Annotated in this window: 20 protein-coding genes; 13 read left to right on the top strand and 7 right to left on the bottom strand. The window is 62.8% G+C overall.

Features of this window, described 5'->3' with window-relative positions:
• Positions 1 to 66 precede the first annotated feature (66 nt).
• From lepB to C7441_RS05440, 5 genes are all read left to right on the top strand, one after another.
• Positions 67 to 816 carry a signal peptidase I gene (gene lepB / locus C7441_RS05460; protein ID WP_019170589.1) on the top strand — a complete coding sequence of 250 codons (750 nt, stop codon included), beginning with the start codon at positions 67 to 69 and terminating at the stop codon, positions 814 to 816.
• A gap of 1 nt (position 817) precedes the next feature.
• Positions 818 to 1,540, top strand: coding sequence for a ribonuclease III (gene rnc, locus C7441_RS05455; protein ID WP_109612020.1), 723 nt, complete (start codon positions 818 to 820; stop codon positions 1,538 to 1,540).
• Complete coding sequence (gene era / locus C7441_RS05450) at positions 1,537 to 2,445, top strand: GTPase Era (RefSeq protein ID WP_109612019.1); 909 nt, start codon at positions 1,537 to 1,539, stop codon at positions 2,443 to 2,445. The genes rnc and era overlap by 4 nt, the downstream gene beginning before the upstream one ends.
• Positions 2,446 to 2,463: 18 nt before the next feature.
• Positions 2,464 to 3,225, top strand: a complete 762-nt coding sequence (gene recO / locus C7441_RS05445) for a DNA repair protein RecO (RefSeq protein ID WP_109612018.1) — start codon at positions 2,464 to 2,466, stop codon at positions 3,223 to 3,225.
• 98 nt (positions 3,226 to 3,323) lie between these two features.
• Entirely contained in the window at positions 3,324 to 3,806 is a 483-nt protein-coding gene (locus C7441_RS05440; protein WP_109612017.1) for a GNAT family N-acetyltransferase, read from the top strand.
• Positions 3,807 to 3,898: 92 nt separating this feature from the next.
• On the opposite strand, the gene C7441_RS05435 is transcribed toward C7441_RS05440, so the two are convergent.
• A complete protein-coding gene (locus C7441_RS05435; protein WP_109612016.1) occupies positions 3,899 to 4,513 on the bottom strand; it encodes a YfbR-like 5'-deoxynucleotidase in 615 nt (204 codons plus the stop codon).
• Positions 4,514 to 5,377 (bottom strand): CAF17-like 4Fe-4S cluster assembly/insertion protein YgfZ, encoded by an 864-nt coding sequence (gene ygfZ, locus C7441_RS05430; protein ID WP_170125021.1) that lies wholly within the window; start codon positions 5,375 to 5,377, stop codon positions 4,514 to 4,516.
• Between the two features lie 70 nt (positions 5,378 to 5,447).
• Here ygfZ and C7441_RS05425 point away from each other — a divergent pair, with 70 nt between their 5' ends.
• Positions 5,448 to 6,779, top strand: coding sequence for a dihydroorotase (locus C7441_RS05425; protein ID WP_109612014.1), 1,332 nt, complete (start codon positions 5,448 to 5,450; stop codon positions 6,777 to 6,779).
• Positions 6,780 to 6,878: 99 nt separating this feature from the next.
• Here the strand turns inward: C7441_RS05425 and C7441_RS05420 are convergent, their stop codons facing one another.
• From C7441_RS05420 to C7441_RS05405, 4 genes are all read right to left on the bottom strand, one after another.
• Positions 6,879 to 7,664 (bottom strand): hypothetical protein, encoded by a 786-nt coding sequence (locus C7441_RS05420; protein ID WP_244916065.1) that lies wholly within the window; start codon positions 7,662 to 7,664, stop codon positions 6,879 to 6,881.
• A 75-nt stretch (positions 7,665 to 7,739) separates the two neighbouring features.
• Complete coding sequence (locus C7441_RS05415) at positions 7,740 to 7,997, bottom strand: hypothetical protein (protein WP_019170581.1); 258 nt, start codon at positions 7,995 to 7,997, stop codon at positions 7,740 to 7,742.
• 133 nt (positions 7,998 to 8,130) lie between these two features.
• Complete coding sequence (locus tag C7441_RS05410) at positions 8,131 to 8,505, bottom strand: TIGR02301 family protein (RefSeq protein WP_019170580.1); 375 nt, start codon at positions 8,503 to 8,505, stop codon at positions 8,131 to 8,133.
• Between the two features lie 58 nt (positions 8,506 to 8,563).
• The gene (locus C7441_RS05405; RefSeq protein WP_109612012.1) at positions 8,564 to 8,974 is read right to left on the bottom strand and encodes an NUDIX hydrolase; all 411 of its coding nucleotides are present in this window, start codon (positions 8,972 to 8,974) and stop codon (positions 8,564 to 8,566) included.
• A 141-nt stretch (positions 8,975 to 9,115) separates the two neighbouring features.
• Here C7441_RS05405 and C7441_RS05400 point away from each other — a divergent pair, with 141 nt between their 5' ends.
• Positions 9,116 to 9,886 carry an SOS response-associated peptidase gene (locus C7441_RS05400; RefSeq protein ID WP_109612011.1) on the top strand — a complete coding sequence of 257 codons (771 nt, stop codon included), beginning with the start codon at positions 9,116 to 9,118 and terminating at the stop codon, positions 9,884 to 9,886.
• A 28-nt stretch (positions 9,887 to 9,914) separates the two neighbouring features.
• Positions 9,915 to 10,538: a LysE/ArgO family amino acid transporter gene (locus C7441_RS05395; protein ID WP_109612010.1), complete on the top strand. Its 624-nt coding sequence runs from the start codon at positions 9,915 to 9,917 to the stop codon at positions 10,536 to 10,538.
• Here C7441_RS05395 and C7441_RS05390 read toward each other — a convergent pair.
• Complete coding sequence (locus tag C7441_RS05390; RefSeq protein ID WP_244425200.1) at positions 10,518 to 10,655, bottom strand: transcriptional regulator; 138 nt, start codon at positions 10,653 to 10,655, stop codon at positions 10,518 to 10,520. The genes C7441_RS05395 and C7441_RS05390 overlap by 21 nt on opposite strands.
• Between C7441_RS05390 and C7441_RS23715 the strand changes: the two genes are divergently transcribed.
• From C7441_RS23715 to pip, 5 genes are all read left to right on the top strand, one after another.
• Positions 10,654 to 10,899 (top strand): hypothetical protein, encoded by a 246-nt coding sequence (locus tag C7441_RS23715; RefSeq protein WP_146201429.1) that lies wholly within the window; start codon positions 10,654 to 10,656, stop codon positions 10,897 to 10,899. The two genes, C7441_RS05390 and C7441_RS23715, sit on opposite strands and share 2 nt — an antisense overlap.
• A 118-nt stretch (positions 10,900 to 11,017) precedes the next feature.
• On the top strand, positions 11,018 to 12,436 hold the full coding sequence (gene cysS, locus C7441_RS05385; RefSeq protein WP_109612009.1) for a cysteine--tRNA ligase: 1,419 nt from the start codon (positions 11,018 to 11,020) through the stop codon (positions 12,434 to 12,436).
• Positions 12,433 to 12,816, top strand: a complete 384-nt coding sequence (locus C7441_RS05380) for a VOC family protein (RefSeq protein WP_109612008.1) — start codon at positions 12,433 to 12,435, stop codon at positions 12,814 to 12,816. The genes cysS and C7441_RS05380 overlap by 4 nt, the downstream gene beginning before the upstream one ends.
• A 13-nt stretch (positions 12,817 to 12,829) precedes the next feature.
• On the top strand, positions 12,830 to 13,327 hold the full coding sequence (locus C7441_RS05375) for a GFA family protein (protein ID WP_019170573.1): 498 nt from the start codon (positions 12,830 to 12,832) through the stop codon (positions 13,325 to 13,327).
• The gene (gene pip / locus C7441_RS05370; RefSeq protein WP_109612007.1) at positions 13,324 to 14,289 is read left to right on the top strand and encodes a prolyl aminopeptidase; all 966 of its coding nucleotides are present in this window, start codon (positions 13,324 to 13,326) and stop codon (positions 14,287 to 14,289) included. The genes C7441_RS05375 and pip overlap by 4 nt, the downstream gene beginning before the upstream one ends.
• Positions 14,290 to 14,322: the final 33 nt, after the last annotated feature.

The following is a 14,322-nucleotide window of genomic DNA, read 5'->3' as shown; positions in this document are numbered from 1 at the left end:
GACGCGCGCATTGCTCCTTGCGCACCAAGCCCTTATACCCAGACGCAATCCACAATTGAGGATGAGATGAGCGTGGCTGATAAACCTGAGAAAAAATCCGGCGGGCTTGGCGAGACGGTCAGCGTCATCATCCAGGCGCTTTTGCTTGCGCTGGTCATTCGCACCTTTCTCTTTCAGCCGTTTTCCATCCCTTCGGGGTCGATGCGCCCGACCCTGCTTGAGGGCGACTACCTTTTCGTGACGAAATGGGCCTATGGCTATTCGCGCTATTCGCTGCCGTTTTCGCCGAATCTCTTTTCCGGCCGCATCTGGGGCAGCGAGCCCGAGCGCGGCGATGTCGTGGTCTTCAAGTTCCCGCCCAACCCGTCGCTGGATTACATCAAGCGTGTGGTCGGCCTGCCGGGCGACCGTATTCAGATGCGCGACGGCCAGCTCTTCATCAACGATGTCGCCGTTCCGCGCGTGAAGGTCGGCCAGATCGACAATCCGGACATCACCGAGGTCAATCGTCCCGTCGATGTCTATCGCGAGACGCTGCCCAACGGCGTATCCTACGACACGCTCGATCTGACACCCAGTTCCATCGGCGACAACACGCGCGAATTCGTGGTGCCGGAAGGCCACTATTTCATGATGGGCGACAACCGCGACAACTCCACCGACAGCCGGTTCTCGGTCGGCTACGTGCCGGAAGAGAATCTCGTGGGCCGCGCCAACATCATCTTCTTCTCGATCGCCGGGGGCGCCAGCCCGCTCGAGATCTGGAAGTGGCCGACGCAGGTGCGCGGCTCGCGCCTCTTCACCTTCGTGCGCTAGCATGGCACTCAAACGACCGACCGGGCAGGCGCTTGCGGATATATTGCGCGAGCGCACCGGACATACATTCACCGATCTCCAACGCTTGCAGCGCGCGCTGACCCATGCCAGTGCGCGCGGCGTCAAGCCGGGCGCGGATTATGAGCGCTTCGAGTTCCTGGGCGACCGGGTGCTGGGGCTGGTGATTGCCGACATGCTGTTCAAGGCCTTTCCGCTGGCAGCGGAAGGCGAATTGTCGGTGCGGCTCAACGCTCTGGTCAATGCCGAGGCGCTGGCCGAGATCGCCGACGAAATCGGTCTGGCTGAACTGATCCGTGCAGGCAGCGAAGTGAAGAGCCTTGCGGGGCGCAAGCGCGTGAACATTCGCGCCGATGCGCTGGAATCCCTGATCGCGGCGCTCTATCTCGATGGTGGACTGGACGCCGCCCGCAGCTTCATCCTGCGTTATTGGGAGCCGCGCTCCAAGGTCAGCGGAGCCGCCCGTCGCGACCCCAAGACCGAGTTGCAGGAATGGGCGCATCAGGCGGCCAGCGCGACCCCGTCCTATCGGATCGAGGGCCGCGAGGGCCCGGACCATGATCCGCTGTTTTCGGTCAGCGTCCGCGTCGGGAAATTCGAGCCGGCCTTCGGAACCGGCCGCTCGAAACGCGAGGCCGAACAGGCCGCGGCAGCAACCATGCTCCGGCGCGAGGGCGTCTGGAGCCAGGAAGGAAGTGAACAGTGAGCGAAGCCGAACCCGCCACCCGCTCTGGCTTCGTTGCCCTGATCGGCGCGCCGAATGCCGGCAAGTCGACCCTGGTCAATCAGCTTGTCGGCGCCAAGGTGTCGATCGTCACCCACAAGGTGCAGACCACGCGCGCCATCGTGCGCGGCATCGCCACGCACGACGACGCGCAGATCGTGTTCGTGGATACGCCCGGCATCTTCAAGCCGCGTCGCCGGCTCGACCAGGCCATGGTCACCACCGCCTGGGGCGGGGCCAAGGATGCCGACATGGTCATGGTCATCATCGACGCTGAGCGCGGCGTCAGGGGCGATGCGGATGCGATCCTGACCAATATGGCCGAAGTGCGCCAGCCCAGGATTCTCGTGCTGAACAAGATCGATCGGGTGAAGCCGGAAAGCCTGCTGCTGCTGGCCGAGGAGGCCAACAAGCGCGTTTCCTTCGATGCCACCTTCATGGTTTCGGCGCTGACGGGAGCGGGTTGCAAGGCCATCCTCGATCATCTGGCGAAGGCCCTGCCGGCCGGCCCATGGTACTATCCCGAGGATCAGCTCTCCGATCTGCCCATGCGGCAACTGGCGGCCGAGATCACCCGCGAAAAGCTTTATCTGCGGCTGCATCAGGAACTTCCCTATTCTTCGCATGTCGAGACGGAGAAGTGGGAGGAAAAGCCCGATGGCTCCGTGCGCATCGAGCAGGTGATCTATGTGGAGCGCGACAGCCAGAAGAAGATCGTGCTTGGCCACAAGGGCGAGACGATCCGCTCCATCGGGCAGGCCGCGCGCAAGGACATCGGCGAAATCCTCGAACAGAAGGTGCATCTCTTCCTGTTCGTGAAAGTACGCGAGAACTGGGGTGACGATCCCGAGCGCTATCGCGAGATGGGACTTGAATTCCCGCACTGAGCGGCTGAATCTCCGGACATGGAATGGCGCGACGAGGGCATAATCCTTGGCACCCGCAAGCATGGCGAAACCAGCGTCATACTTGAGGTGATGACGCGCGCCCATGGCCGCCACCTCGGCATGGTGCGCGGCGGGCGGTCCCGCAAGGCGCAGCCGGTGCTGCAGGCGGGCAATCGCGTCGATATAACCTGGCGCGCGCGGCTGGACGAGCATATGGGGATGTTCCAGGTCGAGGCGCTGGAACTCAATGCCGCGCGGCTGTTTGAAAGCGCATGCGCGGTCTATGGATTGCAGACGCTCGCCGCGCATCTGCGGCTGTTGCCCGAACGCGACCCGCATCCTCACCTCTATGAAATGCTGGGGCTGCTAATCGAGCATCTGGACGAGGTCGCGACAGCCGGCGAACTCGCGGTGCGGTTCGAACTGGTGATGCTGGAAGAGCTCGGTTTCGGCCTCGATCTCAGCGAATGCGCGGCCACAGGCCGCCGAGAAGGGCTTGTCTATGTCTCGCCGAAATCGGGCCGTGCAGTGTCGCGGGAGGCGGGTTTGCCATGGCATGACAAGCTCTTGCCGCTGCCGGCCTTCCTGATCGGCGAGCCGGATGCGCATGCCGAACTGGCGGCTGTCGAGCAGGCGTTCCGACTGACGGAATTTTTCTTTGTCCGACATGTCTATGAGCCGCGTGGCTTGGCTTCGCCCGAAGCGCGGGCAGGCTTCCTCAATGCGCTGCGCAAGCACCGGGCGGCAAAGCCCCGCCAACCCGGCGACAGCGCGGCCTGAACGCGAAGTGCGCAACCCTATCCGCGCCTTTGCGTTATCGCAGCGGCAGCAACGTTGCGCCTGCTATCGCAGCCTTTCCTGCGAGGTCTTCCGGCTCGATGTCAGCGAAAATCCGTCCGGCCCGTTCTGATGACACCGATGCGCTCGTCGCAGTCGAAACATTGGCGTTCCTCAATCGTCGCACGTCCCGCCGCGCCTTCCGGCACATGATCCGCAGTCGCAGCGTCCTGCTTCTGGTCGCTTGCGACAATGGCGTTCTGGAAGGCTATTGCGCGGTGTTCTACAGGGCTGGCAGCCCCTGGGCGCGGCTCCATTCGCTTGCGGTCGACCCCGTCAATGGACGCGGCCTGGGACGTGAACTTCTTGCCGAGGCCGAGAAGGCGGCAGCCGCGAAAGGTTGCGAGGCAATGCGGGTTGACGTTCGGCTGGACAATCTGCGCGCGATCAACCGTTACGAGAACGGTCATTACAGGCGCTTTGCAGCGCGCCGGAACCATTATGCCGACGGCATGACTGCGTTGTGTTATGAAAAGCGGCTCCAACCGCCGTCAAGAATGGCGACATCGGTCCACCATGGGTGACTGGCGGGGCGGAATCCTCTGGCGTCGCATAAACGCAGCTAAGAAAACCGGGCTGGGGCAGCGGAGCCGCGTTCGTCAGAACGTCCGCTGCTCTAGGTCTTTTTGCGCATGTGTTCTATGGTCGTGAAGCGTTTCACGAAGGCGGCCTGCGCCGTCTTGGCCGGGCGGCATGACAGATCGAACGCATCGGCCGAAATTCCGCGTGGGCGTCCAAAAAACTTGGTGGCTTCCTGCACCGAGAAGCCGGCCAGATGCGTCGCCTCGAAATAGGCGGCGATCTGGTCGGCCCGCTTGATCTCCTTTTTCAGCTTTTCGCTGATGTCGGGCGCAAGCGAGAAGCGGATGTGGATGGCGCGCTGCAGCCGCTGCTCCACCTGCTTGTAGCCGACGCCGACCACCGATTTGAAAGGCGAGATCATGTCGCCGATCACATATTCGGGCGCGTCGTGCAGCAGTGCGGCAAGCTGCTCGTCGGGCGAGGGGGCCTTCGCCTGTCTCGAAAAGATCGCTTCCACCAGCAGCGAATGCTGCGCGACCGAAAAGGCGTGATCGCCCTCAGTCTGACCGTTCCAGCGGGCCACGCGGGCCAGCCCGTGCGCAATGTCGGAAATCTCCACGTCAAGCGGAGACGGGTCGAGCAGGTCGAGACGGCGGCCCGAAAGCATGCGCTGCCAGGCACGCTGCGGCGCGCCGGCCCTGTCGGCCATTTATGTCTCCTCCGCGCCGGCTTGCTGGGGAAGGGTGTATTTCGCCCAGGCCGGAATGGAGAGCGTCAGGGGGATTTCGGCCGCAACGATCGCGGCGCCATCGTCAAGCGCGTCCTTCACCCGGTCGATCCGCACGATGGCGAGGCCGTGCGCGCCGGAAACGGAACCGAGCGTGCCGATGTTGCGGCCATTGACGAGGATGCCGGTGCCCGGATCGGGCAGGGGCGTGTCGGCCGAAACCAGCATCACGCGGCGGCGTGCGGTGCCGCGATGGTGCATGCGCGACACGACCTCCTGACCGACATAGCAGCCTTTGCGGAAACCCACGCCATTGGTTTCGTCGAGCAGCACGTCATGCGGAAAAGCATCGCCCAGGGCGTAGTCGCTGCCGCTTTCGGCAACGCCACTGGCGATGCGATAGGCGTGCCACCCCGCAAGGTCCGCCGTTGCGCGGATGCTGGCGGCATAGATGCGCCAGGCTGCTGCCGGCTCCCTGAATCGGTTGTCGCGCACCGAAATTGAATCGTTGCTGGAAGCCGGTGAATCGGAATCCCACGAAACGCCCACAAGCGTCTGTTCCTGCTTGGCAATCTCCACCTTGGCGCGCAGCTTGTAGAGCATCAGCCGGCGCAGGAAATCGTCGGCGATGTCAGCGCGGCATTCAACGTGGAAACCGCCGGAACCAGCGCGTGAGATCAGGAAATCGAACATGATCTTGCCCTGCGGGGTCAGCAGCGCGCCGGGCCTTGCCTCGCCCTCGCCAAGCGCGTCGAGATCGGTGGTGATCAGGTTCTGCAGAAAATGCTCGGCGTCCGCTCCGGTCACGGAAATGAGGGTGCGGTCGGGAAGCGGGGTTGAAGGCATGGACATAACCTGACTTGAAAATCGACTGGTCATTACGTAAGCCCCACGAAACCCAGGAGCAAGGTGGCAAATGACAGCGACTTTCGACCTCATCCTCAAGGGCGGCACGGTCGTCAATCATGATGGCGCGGGCGTGCGCGATGTCGGCGTGCGCGATGGCCGCATCGCCGCGATCGGCGATCTGCGCCAGGCTTCGGCCGCCGAAACCATCGAATGCCGGGGGTTGCATATCCTGCCGGGCGTGGTCGACAGCCAGGTGCATTTCCGTGAGCCGGGGCTGGAGCACAAGGAAGATCTGGAAACCGGCTCGCGCGCGGCGGTTCTGGGCGGCGTCACCGCCGTTTTCGAGATGCCCAACACCAATCCTCTGACCACGAGCGAAGAGGCGCTGGCCGACAAGGTTGCCCGCGGCACGAACCGCATGCATTGCGACTTCGCGTTCTGGGTTGGCGGCACGCGCGAGAACGCGAAGGACGTCGCCGAGCTGGAACGCCTGCCGGGTGCGGCGGGCATCAAGGTTTTCATGGGTTCCTCCACCGGCGATCTTCTGGTCGAGGATGACGAGGGCGTTCGCTCGATCCTGAAGAATACGCGCCGCCGCGCCGCCTTCCACTCGGAGGACGAGTTCCGCCTGCGTGAACGTCTCGGCGAACGCATCGAGGGCGATCCCTCCTCGCATCCGGTCTGGCGTGACGAGATCGCAGCCCTGCTCTGCACCGAGCGCCTCGTGCGCATTGCGCGCGAGGCGCGCGCGCGCATTCACGTGCTGCACATCTCGACGGCGGAAGAGATCGATTTCCTCGAACATCACAAGGATGTGGCGAGCTGCGAGGCGACGCCCCATCACCTGACGCTGTCGTCGGAGGATTATGCGACGCTCGGCAATCTGATCCAGATGAACCCGCCGGTGCGCGATGCCCGTCACCGCGATGGCGTCTGGCATGGCATCAGCCAGGGCATCGTCGATGTGCTCGGCTCCGACCACGCACCGCATACGCTTGCGGAAAAGGCAAAGCCCTATCCGGCCTCGCCCTCGGGCATGACCGGCGTGCAGACGCTTGTTCCGATCATGCTCGACCACGTCAATGCCGGAAAGCTGACGCTGGAACGTTTCGTGGATCTTTCCAGCCACGGCCCGCAGCGCCTGTTCGGCATGGCGCGCAAGGGCCGCATCGCGGCCGGCTACGATGCGGATTTCACCGTCGTGGACATGAAGCGCCGCGAGACCATCACCAACGAGCAGGCCGGATCCAGGGCCGGCTGGACGCCCTATGACGGCAGGGAAGTGAAGGGCTGGCCCGTCGGCACCATCATTCGCGGCACGCGGGTGATGTGGGAAGGCGAGATCGTCGCGCCGGGGCGGGGGCAGCCGGTCCTGTTTTCCGAGGCGCTGCCGGCCTGATCAAAGCTGGGGCAAATGCCTCAAGCGTGAAAACGAAATCGCCCGCCAAAGCAGATGCCTGGCGGGCGATTTTGATTCAGTTCGGCAAAACTGGCGGCCTCATTCGCCGGCCACGAAGAACGCCCATTTGCCTTCCGGCGTAATGCCGAGGCGGTAGAAGTTGTAGACGCCGTAGCTCTTCATGTCCTCATAGTCGCCGGCGGTCACGATCTTGAACAGTTCCACGCGCTGGCGCGCGGTGAGCCGGTCGAGCGGCATGCCGAAGAAGTAGGGCCAGGCATAGACCTCTTCCGGCGTGCCGGCTTCGAGATGGACATAGCCCGCGTTCAGCAGGTTCTCGATAATGGCAAGGATTTCCTCGCCGTTCTTGTCGCCGGACTGATCCTTGAGGAACGTGATCGGGTCTTCGTCCAGGCCAATCACTGAAAGCTGGGTCGCATCATCGCCTGTGGTGACGAGCAGTGCGCGCAGCTTTTCCGGATCGCCGCTCCGGGCCACATCCAGAAGCTGCTGGCGCATATTCTGCACCGGCTCGGGAAGCTTGCTTATGTCGTAGATGATTTCGGGCAGCGGTGCGTTCGGATCTTCGCCCAGATGCGGGGTCGCCGGTGTCACCTGGCTGGGTTCGGCTTCATCCGGATCGGGAGCTTCCGAAGGCGTCTGCTCGTCGGCGGGCGGCGCGGCCTGGTCCGGCGCGGTCTGCGTTTCGGCCGGGGCGGCCGGCGTTGCAGGCAATTCCTCGCGCTTTATCTCGCTCAGCGCGGCAGCCTGTTGCGTGGAGATGAAATAGCCCGGAATGAAAATACCTGCCGTGGCCAGCCACAGAAGGGTCGCGAAGCCCCTGTTCTTCAAGGTCCCCGATGTGCTTCGCGTCGTTGTCTGCATGTCCCATCCTCTCCGCGTACTTGGATTCGGTGTCCGGTCAGCCTTTTACACTGAATCGGCCGCGTTGGGGATGTATCAATGCCGCAGTCGTTCCGGTTCGAACTCGCCGGCGATTACTTTTTCGCGGATATGGTCGAGCAAGGCGAGCGCGGCGGCTTCGCCATTGGCACGCAGGATTTCGCAGAAAGCGGTGTCGAGCGCCGTTTCCGCCAGGATTTCGGTTTCGATACCGGCCGAAAAACCCTCGGCCCACGCCTCGTTGTGGCACTCTACCGCCGTCAGGCGCTTTTCTTCCCTGACCAGTTCGTCAAGGTCGCCGGTCGCGCGTTGCATACTCATCTTCTACCCCTTCAAGTCCGGACCCGCATTCGGGCCAACTTGAGCTTTCCCTTTAATGTCCCGTTAACAACCTAGCACAATGACGAAGCCATGTACGACCGGCATTGCAGGGAAAGTAAACCTGTCCTTAATTCCCATAGCGGTCGGTAACTTCTCTCGTCAGCGTCTCGCCTTCTTTCATGTAAAGCGCGATTGCTTCGGTGGCCGAAGGCGTGCACTTCGTATAGGTTCCCTCGAACGAGCGGTAACCACGATTGAAGCTGGCGACCAGTTTCGCACGCCGTGTTTCGTCGGGCTTTTCAGCGTCGAGCAGCTTCTGCATCTCATCACGCCACCGGGTGCCTTTCTCGCCGCACAGATTGCGCAGGAAATGCAGCGAGCCAAGCACTTCCGAAAGCCGCATCAGGCTGTTCTCGAAGGGCGCTTCCGCAGCCCGTGTCGGCAGTGTGACGGCCGATGTGGCAACAAGAAACGCAGTAAAAAGCAGCAAAATGCGGCGCATATCGCCTTTTGGCGAAACAATTTGTCAGCCGCAAGGCACGGATGCCACAATTCCCAGCTTATCGATTGCTCAAAAGCTCGCGCGAAACTTCCAGAACGGAGGGTGTGACGAGCAAGGCATCCATCTCGGCCAGCGTGAAGAAGGCAGCCTCCTCGGCGTCGGTATCGGCACGCGGCTCGCCGCCGCGATCGCGCCCGGCAAACACCTGCAGCCGATAGATGATTTCCCGTCCGTCGCGCTCCGCCTCGATCATATAGGCGCGCAACGGCATGATCTCGCCGACTTCCAGCCCGGTTTCCTCCAGAAGCTCCCGCCGCGCGGCCTGCTCGTCGGTCTCGCCGGGTTCCACGCGGCCGCCCGGAAAGGCATAGTATCCGCGCGACGGCGCCTGGCCACGCTTGACCAGCAATATGCTGTCGCCGCGCATCAGCGCCACCGAAACCGCAGGTATAGTCTGTCGTGCGGACATATTGTGCCTTCCTGTCGGCCCGATTTGGCTGGGGACGAGCCCTCCGGTTCAACCGATACAGGTTGCCGTGACGGATTTCCACCGTCAGATTGCCTCCTCGAACCAAGCGGTATTGTGAAGGCCAAACGGTATTGTGAAGGAATGTGCGGACGTTTTGCGCTGACTGCCACGCCCAAAGAGGTCGATGAGGCGTTTTCCGTGCCCGATCTGGAGGCGTTTCCGCCGCGATACAACATCGCGCCGACGCAGCCAATCCTCATGGTTACGGCGGGCGAACCGCGCCAGCCCGGCTCCAACCTGCCCGACCGCCGCTCGCTTCTGGTGCGCTGGGGCCTGCTTCCGGCTTGGGTGAAGGATACGCGCGACTTCCCGCTGCTGATCAACGCGCGTTCCGAAACCGCCGCGGAGAAAAGTTCGTTCCGCGCCGCCATGCGCCACCGCCGCAGCCTCATTCCCGCTTCCGGTTTCTACGAATGGCGGCAGGTTGGCGGCAAGCGCACGCAAGCCTACTGGATCCGTCCCCGGCAGGGCGGCGTGATCGCCTTTGCCGGCCTGATGGAAACCTATGCCGAGCCGGGTGGGGCGGAGATGGACACCGGCGCGATCCTCACCACCGGCGCCAGCCGGGACATTGCGCATATCCATGAGCGCATGCCCGTGGTGATCCATCAGCATGACTTTTCGCGCTGGCTGGATTGCCGCTTTCAGGAGCCGCGCGACGTTGCCGACTTGCTACGCCCGACCGAGCCGGATTTCTTTGAAGCGATCCCGGTTTCCGATCTGGTGAACAAGGTGGCAAATGTCGGGCCGGAGATTCAGGAGCGCGCCGAGTTGATATCGGCCTCGGAGCCGCCTAAAGCCGAGCGTGGCAAGGCACGTCCGCCCGATCCGGCGCAGATGACGCTTTTCTAGTTCCGGTTCCCAGCAAGCGGCTTTCTCGATGATTTCGACTTCCTCTACCGCGGCTTTGTCGGGCTTCCTGCTCGGCACGTCCCTCATCGTCGCCATCGGCGCGCAGAATGCCTTCATCCTGCGACAGGGGCTGTTGAAGCAGCATGTGTTCATTCTGTGCCTGATCTGCGGGCTTTCGGATGCCGTGCTGATCGCGGCCGGCGTTGCAGGTCTGGGCACGCTGATCTCGCAGTCGCCGGTGCTCATCAATGTCGTCACCGTGGGCGGTGCGCTGTTTCTTTTCAGCTATGCGTTCATCGCCTTTCGCCGCGCGATGCGGCCCGACGTTCTGAAAGCCGCCAATGTGGGTGAAGCCAGCCTGAAGTCGGCAGTTGCCGCGTGCCTGGCCTTCACCTTCCTTAACCCGCATGTCTATCTCGACACGGTGGTGCTGCTGGGGTCACTGTCGGCCCGCTATGACGGGGCCGACCGTCTCGCCTATGCTCTGGGCGCCATGCTGGCGTCCTTCGTCTGGTTCTTCGGGCTTGGTTATGGTGCGCGATTGCTGCAACCGATCTTTGCCCGGCCGTCGGCATGGCGGGTGCTGGATGTGCTGATAGGGCTGGTGATGACCAGTATCGGCTTCAGCCTGTCAAGCAGGCTTGTTGGCTGAGGGCTTGCGCTTCTTGGCCGCCAGCACGGCGGCAAGAATGGCCGCGGGGCCGATGGCGCGATAGTGCTTGGTCAGCGCCGCATATTGAGCGCGGATACGGTCTGCTTCGCTCTTCATGGCCGACATTGTTTCCTTCCCCTGGTTGGTTTTCGATCCGGCTTATCGTTCGCCCGCTTTGGGACCAAATCGTGACGCCGGAGATGCCGATGGTTTCATGTTTAATAAAATCTTATCGACCGTTGTAGCGACGCCAGAACGGCGGTTTTCGGCAAGTTGCGACTTGACGCCGAAAACGCCGGAGGCGATAAAGCTTGCCATGAAAACGCCTTTCGCCATTTGCGGCATTTGCATTATTGGCTAGCGCACGCGCTGGTCTGGACGTTTTCGCCTTTTCTCTCGACAGGACAAACGCCCCGGCCAGCAGGCTGGAGCCTCAACGCGTCCGCTGCAGCGGATTGCCGAACGGACTGGGATTTTGAATGTCGAACGGATTTAAGGGCTTGCGGCTCCACAACACACTGACGCGCACGAAGGAGGACTTCGTGCCGATCGACCCCGACAATGTGCGCATGTATGTCTGCGGCCCGACCGTTTACGACTTCGCCCATATCGGCAATGCGCGGCCGGTGATCGTCTTCGACGTGATGTTCCGGCTGCTGCGACACCTCTATGGCGACGATCATGTCACCTATGTCCGCAATATCACCGACGTGGACGACAAGATCAATGCGCGTGCCTTGCGCGATTTTCCCGACCTGCCGCTCAACGAGGCCATCGCGAAGGTCACGAAGAAGACCGCCGACCAGTTCCACAAGGACGTGGCGGTGCTCGGCACCCTGCCGCCCACATATGAGCCGCGCGCGACCGAGTTCGTACAGCCCCGCGCCGATGGCAAGGCCGACATGATCAGCCTGATTCAAAGCCTGATCGAACGCGGCCATGCCTATGAAGCTGCTGGCGAAGTTCTGTTCGACACCGGCTCCATGCCGGATTACGGCGAGCTTTCGAAGCGCAATCTGGACGAGCAGCAGGCCGGGGCCCGCATCGCCGTAGATGCGCACAAGAAAAGCCCCGGCGACTTCGTGCTGTGGAAGCTTTCTTCGCCCGAAGAGCCGGGCTGGGACAGCCCGTGGGGCAGGGGCCGGCCCGGCTGGCACATCGAGTGCTCGGCCATGAGTGCGGCATATCTCGGCGAGGTGTTCGACATTCATGGCGGCGGGCTCGACCTGATCTTCCCGCACCACGAAAACGAGATCGCCCAGTCGCGTTGTGCCCACGGCACCGCTGTCATGGCCAATTACTGGCTGCACAATGGCTTCCTGCAGGTCGAAGGCCGCAAGATGTCAAAGAGCGAAGGCAATTTCGTCACCATCAACGAATTGCTGGAAACGGAAAAATTCGGCGGCCGCAACTGGCCGGGCGAAGTGCTGCGTCTGGCCATGCTGATGACGCATTATCGCGAGCCGATAGACTTTTCAGTGCGCAAGCTTGAAGAGGCCGAAAACACTCTGCGCAAGTGGAAGCGCGCTGCCGATATGGCCCCGACCGAGACTGCGCCGGTTCCGGCGGGTGTGGTGGAGGCGCTGTCCGACGATCTGGCCACGAGCGCGGTCTTTCAGCTTATGTCGCATCTGGCGAACGAGGCTGCATCCGACGCCAGGGCTGCGGCGGAACTGAAATCCGCGCTCCTGTTCCTCGGCTTCCAGCTTCAGGCGGCGGATGTGGACGAAGATGCCGTTGCCGGGGCGATCGCGGAGCGCCTCGCGTTCATCGCGGCGAAGGACTGGGCTTCCGCCGACCGCATCCGCAACGAGCTTCTGGAACAGGGCGTCCAGCTCAAGGATGGGAAGGACCCGACCACCGGCGAACGCGTCACCACATGGGAGGTAAGGCGATGATCGATCATCTTGGCATAATCGTGCGTGATTTCGAAGCCTCGAAGGCTTTCTACGACAAGGCCATGGCCCCGCTTGGCGCGTCGCTCCTGATGATGGTGCCGGCCGAATATACCGGCGGCGCGAAAGTCGGCGGCTATGGCCGCGACCGGCCTACCTTCTGGCTGCATGAGGCGGCGGATACGGGGCCGGGCCGTCACTATGCTTTTACGGCGCGCTCGCGTGCGGAGGTGGACGCATTCCACGCGGCGGCAATCGCTGCCGGCGGCAGGGACAATGGTGCGCCGGGCCTGCGCCCGCATTACCATCCCGATTACTATGGCGCCTTCGTCTTCGACCCCGACGGCAACAATGTCGAGGCCGTCTGTCACACGCCCGAATGACAGGAGTTGCGCAATGAGCCTGGACAACAAGCCTGTCTACAGCGGCGGTTGCCAGTGCGGCGCGGTGCGTTTTCGCATCGAGGGCGCGCTGGGGGATGCCTCGATCTGCCATTGCCGCATGTGCCAGAAGGCGAGTGGCGGCTTCTACGCCCCGCTCGTCTCCGTGCGCGGCGCGAAGCTTGAATGGACGCGCGGCGAGCCGGGCCGGTTTCGCTCGTCCAATCATGTCTCGCGCGGCTTCTGCAGCAAATGTGGCACGCCGCTCACTTACGAGGCTCCGGATGGCATGGCGATAATGATCGGCGCCTTCGATCAACCGGCGGAACTTGCCCCGGTCATTCAGTGGGGCATTGAAGCGAAGCTTCCCTATGTCGATGACGTGCCCAATCTGCCGGGTGAGGAGACCATGGCCGACGAGAACGCGGCCGAGTTCCTGGCGACACTCGTCTCCTACCAGCACCCCGACCATGACACGGAAACATGGCCGCCACGAAAAGGGCAAACGGAATGACCGAGACGTTGCGCACGCTCTATCCCGAAATCGAACCGTTCGACAGCGGTATGCTCGATGTCGGCGACGGCCATCGCGTCTATTGGGAGCGGGTGGGCACGCGTGGCGCCAAGCCTGCGGTGTTCCTGCATGGCGGCCCCGGAGGCGGCATTTCGCCAAAGCACAGGCAGGTGTTCGATCCGAAGCTCTATGACGTGATCCTGTTCGACCAACGCGGCTGTGGCCGCTCGACCCCGCATGCGGAACTCGAAGCCAACACAACATGGCATCTGGTGGCCGACATGGAGCGCCTGCGCGAGATGACCGGCTTCGACACATGGTTGGTGTTCGGCGGCTCCTGGGGCTCGACGTTGGCGCTGGCCTATGCCGAAACACATCCGGAACGCGTCAGCGAACTGGTGCTGCGCGGCATCTTCACGCTCCGCCGCAGCGAGGTGGACTGGTACTACCAGCACGGCGCATCCCTGATGTTCCCGGAAAAATGGGAGCGTTTCATTGCACAAATCCCCGAACGGGAGCGGGACAGCTTCGTGCAGGCTTATCGCGCGCGGCTGACCAGCGACGACAAGGCCACGCGCATCGCCGCCGCCAAGGCATGGAGCGTGTGGGAGGGCGAGACGATCACCCTGCTGCCGGAGCCCGAAACCAGCGACAAGTTCGGCGAGGATGAATTCGCGCTCGCTTTTGCGCGCATCGAGAACCACTATTTCGTGCATGCCGGCTGGATGGATGACGGCCAGCTCATCCGCGACGCCGGCAAGCTCAAGGGCATCCCCGGCGTCATCGTGCAGGGCCGTTATGACATGGCCTGTCCGCCCGTCACCGCATGGGAACTGCACAAGGCCTGGCCCGAAGCCGAATACCACCTGATCGAAGGAGCCGGCCACGCCTATTCCGAGCCCGGCATCCTCGACAGGCTCATACGCGCCACCGATCAATATGGCGGAAAGCGCGAAGCCTGAATTGAAATGCCGCCCCATGTGCCGGGTGGACCG

The organism is Pseudaminobacter salicylatoxidans (genome assembly GCF_003148475.1).
Lineage (GTDB): Bacteria > Pseudomonadota > Alphaproteobacteria > Rhizobiales > Rhizobiaceae > Pseudaminobacter > Pseudaminobacter salicylatoxidans.
Note: the sequence above shows the minus strand (reverse complement) of the source record. Positions and strands in the feature narration are given on the sequence as shown.